This is a genomic window from Rhodococcus sp. T2V, assembly GCF_029269925.1.
GTDB classification, from domain to species: Bacteria; Actinomycetota; Actinomycetes; order Mycobacteriales; family Mycobacteriaceae; genus Rhodococcus_F; species Rhodococcus_F koreensis.
Window position 1 is genome coordinate 1 of record NZ_JARJBD010000476.1, and the last position, 566, is coordinate 566.

A 566-nucleotide genomic window follows, 5' to 3' on the forward strand; every position below is an offset into this window, starting at 1 on the left:
GGAGTCGCTCGGACCGCTGCGGGTCGCCGTGAACTGCGCCGGCATCGGCAACGCCATCAAGACCGTGAGCAAGAACGGCGCGTTCCCGCTCGCCGACTTCACCAAGATCGTCACCGTCAACCTGATCGGCACGTTCAACGTGATCCGCCTTGCCGCCGAGCGCATCTCGAAGAACGAGCCCATCGACGGCGAGCGCGGCGTCATCATCAACACCGCCTCCGTCGCCGCATACGAGGGCCAGATCGGTCAGGCCGCGTACTCCGCGTCCAAGGGCGGCGTCGTCGGAGGTTGTCCATCACCAGCACCACCGTCTCCGCGTCCGGGTAGTCCACGCACAGACGGTCTTTGACCTTCCGGGCCCAGTCGACCTTGGTGCGCCGGGGCTGGGCATCGACACGCCGCCATCCGGCCAGAGGCTCTGGTCCAGCAGAAGATCGAGCAGGTCCCGTGCCGCACGTACTCCGAATCCTCTCGCCGGTCGCGGCCCGGGGCTGCAGGGATCGGGTCACGCACGTGAGCGAGGAGCTGGTAGGGCTTTTCGTCCATGCACACCACCGGGTGAGAGG

At 67.1% G+C, this 566-nt stretch carries 1 pseudogene; it reads left to right on the plus strand.

The window, feature by feature from the left end:
* Positions 1-283: pseudogene (locus tag P3H15_RS54925) on the plus strand (SDR family NAD(P)-dependent oxidoreductase); the annotation flags it as partial.
* Positions 284-566: the final 283 nt, after the last annotated feature.